This window comes from Streptomyces sp. NPDC101152 (genome assembly GCF_044768275.1).
Lineage (GTDB): Bacteria > Actinomycetota > Actinomycetes > Streptomycetales > Streptomycetaceae > Streptomyces.
Genome location: NZ_JBIWPO010000037.1, coordinates 71,055 through 77,657 on the forward strand (window position 1 = coordinate 71,055; position 6,603 = coordinate 77,657).

Annotated in this window: 8 protein-coding genes; 5 read left to right on the forward strand and 3 right to left on the reverse strand. The window is 74.4% G+C overall.

What is annotated here, in order from left to right; translation table 11 throughout:
• The first annotated feature begins 9 nt into the window (after positions 1–9).
• Genes ACIRVK_RS33515 through ACIRVK_RS33530 form a run of 4 tightly spaced genes read left to right on the forward strand, consistent with a single transcriptional unit; the run spans position 10 to position 2,258 of the window.
• Entirely contained in the window at positions 10–417 is a 408-nt protein-coding gene (locus ACIRVK_RS33515; protein WP_404253801.1) for a hypothetical protein, read from the forward strand.
• The gene (locus tag ACIRVK_RS33520) at positions 414–1,334 is read left to right on the forward strand and encodes a transcriptional regulator (RefSeq protein WP_404253803.1); all 921 of its coding nucleotides are present in this window, start codon (positions 414–416) and stop codon (positions 1,332–1,334) included. Before ACIRVK_RS33515 ends, ACIRVK_RS33520 begins: the two co-directional genes overlap by 4 nt.
• 13 nt (positions 1,335–1,347) lie before the next feature.
• Positions 1,348–1,851, forward strand: a complete 504-nt coding sequence (locus ACIRVK_RS33525; protein WP_404253805.1) for a roadblock/LC7 domain-containing protein — start codon at positions 1,348–1,350, stop codon at positions 1,849–1,851.
• 32 nt (positions 1,852–1,883) lie between these two features.
• Complete coding sequence (locus ACIRVK_RS33530; protein WP_404253807.1) at positions 1,884–2,258, forward strand: hypothetical protein; 375 nt, start codon at positions 1,884–1,886, stop codon at positions 2,256–2,258.
• Between the two features lie 23 nt (positions 2,259–2,281).
• Here ACIRVK_RS33530 and ACIRVK_RS33535 read toward each other — a convergent pair whose 3' ends face one another.
• The 3 genes from ACIRVK_RS33535 to ACIRVK_RS33545 all read right to left on the reverse strand — a co-directional run bounded on the left by ACIRVK_RS33535 (position 2,282) and on the right by ACIRVK_RS33545 (position 5,346).
• Positions 2,282–2,875 (reverse strand): hypothetical protein, encoded by a 594-nt coding sequence (locus ACIRVK_RS33535; RefSeq protein WP_404253809.1) that lies wholly within the window; start codon positions 2,873–2,875, stop codon positions 2,282–2,284.
• Positions 2,876–2,968: 93 nt separating this feature from the next.
• Positions 2,969–3,829, reverse strand: coding sequence for a MurR/RpiR family transcriptional regulator (locus tag ACIRVK_RS33540; RefSeq protein ID WP_404253811.1), 861 nt, complete (start codon positions 3,827–3,829; stop codon positions 2,969–2,971).
• Positions 3,829–5,346: an aromatic amino acid ammonia-lyase gene (locus tag ACIRVK_RS33545; protein WP_404253813.1), complete on the reverse strand. Its 1,518-nt coding sequence runs from the start codon at positions 5,344–5,346 to the stop codon at positions 3,829–3,831. Before ACIRVK_RS33545 ends, ACIRVK_RS33540 begins: the two co-directional genes overlap by 1 nt.
• A gap of 141 nt (positions 5,347–5,487) precedes the next feature.
• On the opposite strand from ACIRVK_RS33545, the gene ACIRVK_RS33550 reads away from it, so the two are divergent.
• Positions 5,488–6,522 (forward strand): ABC transporter ATP-binding protein, encoded by a 1,035-nt coding sequence (locus ACIRVK_RS33550; protein ID WP_404253815.1) that lies wholly within the window; start codon positions 5,488–5,490, stop codon positions 6,520–6,522.
• Positions 6,523–6,603: the final 81 nt, after the last annotated feature.

The following is a 6,603-nucleotide window of genomic DNA, read 5'->3' on the forward strand; positions in this document are numbered from 1 at the left end:
GGAACCGCGGTGCCCGGAATCGACGAGTGTCTGCTGGAAGCCATGCGACTGCCCGGTGCCCGGGGCGCCGCGCTGATCGACTGGACGAGCGGGCTTGCCCTGGGCACCGTGGGCGAGTCCCCGGGCGGTGACCAGGAGACGGCCGCCGCGGAGGCCGCGGAGATCGCCCGACTGGCCGCGGAGCAGCACGCGTTCGCGCCGGACGAGGATCCCGAGGCGCCCGCGGCGGGCGACACCGAGCTGCCGGTCGAGGACCTGATCGTCAGCAACCGGGACAGCTACCACCTGCTGCGGTTCGTCGGGGCGTCGTTCGACGGCAGCGTCTTCCTGCACCTGTGGCTGGCCCGCGCGGAGGGCAATCTGGCGCTGGCCCGCATCCGGCTGGGCGAGATGGCGGAACGGCTGGTGCTGGCATGACCGTCGTCCGCACCACCGAACCCCCACGGCTGCCCGTGCGGGACAAGGCCGCCGCCCGTGAGCGGGGCTGGGGCGGTGTGTCGCCGATGCTGACCCGGCTCGCCGCCGAGCGGGCCACCGGCGTCCTGGTCCGCGAGCACGGCACGCTGCACCTCGCCGAGGGGCTGGTCGTGCAGGCCGAGAGCCGGCACTCCCCCGGTCTGGGCGCCCTGCTCACCGCCCGGGGCGCACTGGCCCCGGAGGCCTGGCAGCAGGCGGTGAACGAGGCGGCCGACCACCACCGCGTCGGCCGCCACCTGGTCGCCGCCGGGCACCTGCCCGCCGGCGCGCTGGAACTGTGCCATCTGGCGGCGCTGTACGACGCGGCGTACTTCGTCCTGGCCCCCAGCAGCACCCCGCCCCGCTTCCGCTACGGCCCGGTCCACTGGCTCGGCACGATTCGTCCCGTGCCGGTGGCCGCCCTGGAGCGCGAGACGCTGCGCCGCCGTGACGTGCTGCACCGCATCTGGCCGCACCCGGGCATGGACCAGACCCCGCTGGCCCGGACGCGCCTGCCGGGCACGCCCCCGCTCACCCGCCGCCAGCGCGCGGTCCTGGGCCGGGTCGACGGCGTGCGCACGGCCACGGACATAGCGCGCGAGCTGGGCCACCTCGCCTTCCACACCCTCGTGGACGTACGACGGCTGACGGCGGCCGGCGCCGTCACCACCGCCGCCCCGGCCCGCGCCCAGCCACCGCCCAGCCGCGCACCCCAGCCGCCGACGGGCCGCGCCCGGCCGGCGCAGGGCCGCGCACCCGCCGCCGGCCATCCGGCCGGCGACCCCCCGTACCCGTCGCCCGTCCCCGTCGAACCCCTGCCGGCCGATCCCCACATCACCTTGCTGAAGAGGCTCAGAGATGCGCTGGAGGCCCTTTGAGAGGAGTCACCGGATGGCCGCCGACCCGCACATCCTGGACGAGCTGCGCCGGTTGAGGGCACGGGTCCCGCAGCTCACCGGCGCCCTGGCGACCGGCCCCGACGGAGCCGTCCTCGCCCAGGACACCCCCGGCGTCGACCCGCAGGCCACGGCCGCCCTCACCGGCGCCGCGCACACGGCGGCAGCGGAGCTCGCGGACGCGACGGGCCAGGGCGAGTTCCGTGAGCTGCTGGTGCGCGGGGTGAACGGCTACGCGGCGACGTTCGCGGCGGGCGGCTCCCCCGCGGCCGTCCTGACACTGCTGGCCCAGGACCGGGTGAACGTGGGCCGGCTCCTGCTGGAGGGGCGCCGGGCGGCGGCGCGCCTCGCCGAGCTCCTCGACAGCCGCACGGCACCGGCGAGCAGGGCCGTGGCGGCCAAGCAGCCGGCCCGGCCGGCCGCCAAGACGGCGGCCCAACGAACCAGAACCCCGCGCGCTGCCCGCGGCACGACCGCCAACGCGCGCACCACCGAATAGTCCGCAAGACAAGGGAACGAGGAATCACCACCATGGCCAACACCGAGACCACGCTGAAAGAGTGCCTCGCCTCCATCGAGGGCGCGAGCGGCGTCGCCCTCGTCGACTACACCAGCGGCATGGCGCTCGGCACGCTGGGCGGCAGCAAGAGCTTCGACCTGAACGTGGCCGCCGCCGGCAACACCGACGTCGTGCGCGCGAAGATGCGCACCATGGAGCACCTCGGTCTGAAGGGCCAGATCGAGGACATCCTGATCACGCTGTCCGACCAGTACCACCTGATCCGCCTGATCAGCGGCCGGGGCGGCAACGGCCTGTTCATCTACCTGGTGCTCGACGCCAAGCGGTCGAACCTGGCGATGGCCCGCCACCAGCTGAGGAAGATCGAGGAGGAGCTGGAGGTCTGAGGCAACCCCTCACGGGTCGCCCGTCACACGAGCGCCGCGGTGCGGCGTCGCGCCCCGCCGGGGGCGGCGTCGCCCGCCGCGATGCCCGTGCTGCGGTACCCCTTGACGGCCTTGCCCGCCGGGCGGCCGCCGTCCGCGGCGAGCCAGTCGACGCGGACCCACAGCAGGGCGTCCTCGGCCCGTTCCAGCCGCCCGATCCAGGCGGCCTTCAGCCGCAGCCCCGCACCGGCACCGGCGAGCAGCAGGCCGCCCGCGGTCGGTACGGCGAAGGAACCGGCCAGCGCCGCCACGAAGGCCAGCAGCAGCCACCAGCGGTGCCCGCGCCGCCAGACACGCACGCTGACCGCCCGGTCCTGGAGCACGTCGTGCCGGCCGGCGCGGACGGCCGAACGGGCGAGAGCGGCGTAGCGCCTGCGGCGGGCGCAGGCGACGACGGCCGCCGCGACGACGAACAGCGCCGCCCCGGCCATGATCCCGATCCGCCGGCCCGTGAACCCCGGCGCCGCCGCCCCGACACCGGCCGCGAACACCCCGGCCCACCACAACGGCGCGGCCCCGGCCCGTACGACGACGGCCACCCGGGCCAGTCCCAGACCTCCACGAACTCCGCGTGCCACCTTCGGCCTCCCGTCTCCTGACTGCTCCACGGCATCCGTGGGAAGCACGGTAACGAGGCAACCTGAGACGAGGATTAAGGGGTCCGACGCCGGCTACTCCACGAACAGCCCCCGGGCCGCCGCGCGGGCGTCGAACTCCTCCAGGCGGGCCTGGGCGTCCGGCAGGTCGTCGCACATGGCCTCCAGCAGGACCCGGCCGAGCAGCATGGGCGCGCAGGCGGTGTCGAAGGCGAGGCCGGTGCCGACGGCGGCGGGCAGCAGGAGGTCGGAGACCTTGGCGACCGGCGCGAAGGCCGAGTCGGCCACGGTCACCACCGTCAGCCCGGCCTCCTTGGCGAAGGCGAGGCTGTCGACGACCTCGCGCGGGTGCCGGGGCAGCGCGAAGCACAGCAGCGCGCTCGCGCCGGCCCGCACGGCGGCCTCGATCCGGTCCTGGATCATCGTGCCGCCCTCGTTGAGCAGCCGGACGTCCGGGTGGACCTTGGCGGCGAAGTACGCGAAACCGTAGGCCTGGGAGGCGGCGGCGCGCAGGCCGAGGACGGGCAGGGGGCGTGAGGCGGCCAGCAGCCGGCCCGCCCGCTGCACGGGCCGCGGGTCGGCGAGCAGGTCGGCGAGGTGGCGCAGGTTCTCGATCTCGGCCTCGACGGCCTGCTGGTACTCGTTGTACGGGCCCGGCTCGGCCGGCTGCTCGGCGGGCGCGACCTCGCGCAGGTGCCTGCGCAGCGCCGGGTAGCCGTCGAAGCCGAGGGCGACGGCGAACCGGGTGACCGACGGCTGGCTTACCCCGGCCAGTTCGGCCAGTTCCACACTGGACAGGAACGGCACGTCGGCCGCGCGCCGCACCATGCTGTGCGCGATGCGCCGCTGGGTCGGCGTCAGCCGGTGACCCTCGAAGAGCGACTGCAACCGCCCCGCGGGACTGTCCGTCACGCCCGTCTCCCTCTGCGCGCCCATCACTCGCTCCCCCTCCAGATGTCCGTGAACCGGTCCAGCAGTGCGGCCGCCGCCGTCACGTCGTCCGTGAGCGGCCGGTCGGCCTCGTCCTCGGCCAGCACCGCCTCGGCGAGCTCCAGCGCCGCGCCGACCGGGAGCCCCGGCTCGGGCCTGAGGTCCCGCTGGTGCAACGCCCGTACGGCGGCGACGAGTTCGCAGCCGACGACGAGACGGTACGCACGGCAGGCGCGCAGCGTCTGACGGGCGGCGAGCGAGGCGAAGCTGGCCTGTTCCTCGACGCCCCGGGAGAGTACAGCGTGCCCGAGCGAGGCGGGGGCGGAGAAGGCGCGCAGATCGCCGAGGGCGGCCCCGGCGGCGTACTCGAGGATCATCACGCCGGAGGAGGCTGGCTCGTGGTCGGCGAGGAAGGGACGCAGCCGGGTGTAGGCGGGTTCGTTGAGGGTGGACAGGCGGGAGGTCGACAGCCGGGCCACCTGGACCAGTGCCAGCCTGAAGTGGTCCAGGGCGAGGGCGAGTTGGGCCTGGTAGAAGCCGCCGTGGTGGTAGGCGGCCATGTCCTCGGGGGAGATCAGCGGGTTCTCGGCGGCCGCGTTGATCTCTATGCCCAGCACCTCCTCCAGCGCGTCCGCCGCGTCGTGCGCGGGGCCGTGGATCTGGGGCAGGCAGCGGAAGCCGTAGGGGTCCTGGATCCGGCCCAGCGGCGGGGTGGGCCGGTCGGCGGCGCCGATCAGCTCCCGCATGCGCCGGGCGACCTCGGCGCTGCCCCGGTGCGGGCGGGCGGCGTGCACGGGGGCGGCGTACGCCTCGTGCGAGCCGTCGACGGCGAGCAGGGAGAGCGCCCCCACGACCTGGGTGGCCTCGATCAGCCCGCGCAGTTCGTGCAGGGCGAGCGCGGACTGCCCGAGGGTGAGCGCGTTGCTGCTGATGAAGGCCAGTGCGTCGTTGTTGTCGAGTGGCTGCGGCTTGGGTGCGCCGCCGGCCCGGACGGGCTCCCGCCACGGGTGCTCCCCCGCCAGCGCGAGCCCCGCCTGCGCCAGGGCGGCGATGTCCCCGGTGCCGACCGAGCCGAACTCGTTGACGACGGGATGGGCGCCGCTCTCCACGGCTTCGCACAGCGCGGTGACGACGGTGGGCCTCAGGCCCGCGCCGCCCGCGAGGAGCTGGTTGGCGCGGACGGCGAGCATGGCGCGGACCTGCCGGGCGGGCAGTTCGTCGCCGATGGCGCCGGCGTGGCTGCGCAGCAGGCGCAGGCCGTGCTCGGCGGCCGCCTCGGTGGGCACGTCCTCGTTCCGGTTGGCGCCGACGCCGGTCGAGCGGCCGTAGACGCGTCCGGTCGCGGCGATCTGCCGGGCCGCGTCCCAGGACTCGGTCACCCGCCGCATGGCGTCGGTCCCGGGCACCGGCCGGGCGGTCCCGTCGGCGAGGCGCACGACGTCCGCGACGCCGAGACCGATCCCGTCGAGGACCACCAGGCCGGTATGCACGGCATCCGGCGAGTCCACGATTCGAGACGACATCAAGCCCAAACCCCTCTCAATCCGGACACCCGATCTTGCCGTGCGGTCATCCGTTACGTCGGATTAACGCCAAACCGTTGACAAGTTATTCAGCTACCGAGAACTCTGCATGACGTTATACAGCCGGGCAAGGGACACCACATGATCCAGTTCGACGCGGTCCACAAGCGCTTCCCCAACGGCACGACTGCGGTCCACGACCTCACCCTGCGGATCCCCGAGGGCGGCGTCACCGTCCTCGTCGGATCCTCCGGTTGTGGCAAGACGACCACCCTGCGGATGGTCAACCGGATGGTAGAGCCGACCTCGGGCACCATCCGGGTCGGAGGCGAGGACATCACCCGGCAGGACGCCGCCGAGCTGCGCCGCTCCATCGGGTACGTCATCCAGCAGGCGGGCCTGTTCCCGCACCGCACGGTGCTGGACAACATCGCCACCGTGCCGCTCCTGCTCGGCTGGAACCGGCGCAGGGCGCGTGCCCGCGCCGCCGAACTGCTGGAGACCGTGGGCCTGGCCGGCGACGCCGCCAAGCGCTACCCGCACCAGCTCTCCGGCGGCCAGCAGCAGCGGGTCGGCGTGGCCCGCGCGCTCGCCGCCGACCCGCCGGTCCTGCTCATGGACGAGCCCTTCGGCGCGGTCGACCCCGTGGTGCGCACGCAGCTCCAGGACGAACTGCTGCGCCTGCAGAAGGAGTTGAGCAAGACCATCGTCTTCGTCACCCACGACGTGGACGAGGCGGTCCGCCTCGGCGACCAGATCGCGATCTTCCGTACCGGCGGCCACCTGGTGCAGTGCGCCCCGCCCACCGAGCTCCTCGCCCGCCCCGCCGACGACTTCGTGGCCGACTTCCTGGGCGCCGAGCGCGGCCTGAAGCTGCTGTCGCTGAAGACCCTCGCGGACGTACCGCAGGGCCCGGCACCGGAGGGCGGCGCCTGGACCCTCGTCCTCGACGCGGCGGACCGGCCACTGCACTGGGCGTCCAAGGACGCCGAGGTCCCGGTACGGCCGCTGCGTGACACCGACTCCCTGCTCGCCGCGCTCGACGAGTCGCTCGCCTCCCCCACCGGCCTCGTCGCCCGCGTCGACGCGGCGGGCCGCCTCACCGGCGTCTCCTCCCGCGACGACGTCCACACCCGCGCCGGTCAGGCGCACACGGAAGCCAGGGTGGCTGCCTAATGCTGTTGTCAAGCCACGAGATGCAGGGGCGGCCGGGCCTGGTAGGGCTGGCGGTCGCGGAGGATGGCGTAGAGGACGTTG